Genomic DNA, 550 nt, shown 5'->3' with positions numbered 1-550 from the left:
ATTAGGGACGACTCCAGCAAACCCAATTTGGTACACAATTCGCCGTGTAAGTGATGGCTTATCAGAAAATGTCTCAACTGAAGAAAGTAGCGAGGTTGTAGACTCACGCTATCGTCAAGGCGGTGTAGTTACTGAAGCTGAAGTAGCTGGTCAGTTAGAATTTGAATTGTCACTTGGTACGTTTGATTTATTCCTAAGTGCATTAGCTTTTAATAACTGGGCAACGAATAGCTTAACCATTGGAGGTGCTGTACGTAAGTCATTAACGCTGGTTAAAGTTTTTGAAGATATTGGACAGGTGTTTATCTACCGTGGTGTACAGGTAAATACCGGTGAAATCACTATTCAAACAACCGGGAAAATCACCGGTAACTTTGGTCTGGTAGGGAGTTCATTCACTCGACAGACTACAAGTCCGGTTGTAAACCCTATTGCTGCTTCAACACGTCCATTGGTCAGCATGCCAAACGTGGAAAACTTACTTATTAATGGTCAATCAATTCAAGGTAAAGCGTGCATGCAATCGCTTACGCTTTCAGTTAATAACAAT

1 protein-coding gene is annotated in these 550 nt (G+C 41.5%); it reads left to right on the top strand.

The window, feature by feature from the left end:
* Nucleotides 1-550: phage tail tube protein (locus tag R5R67_RS19540; RefSeq protein WP_318755215.1), on the top strand; the 550-nt coding region annotated here is incomplete at both ends.

Source organism: Acinetobacter sp. OYA S30 (genome assembly GCF_033599315.1).
Classification (GTDB): Bacteria; Pseudomonadota; Gammaproteobacteria; order Pseudomonadales; family Moraxellaceae; genus Acinetobacter; species Acinetobacter baumannii.
The sequence above is the reverse complement of the archived record's forward strand: the minus strand, read 5'-3'. Positions and strand labels throughout refer to the sequence as shown.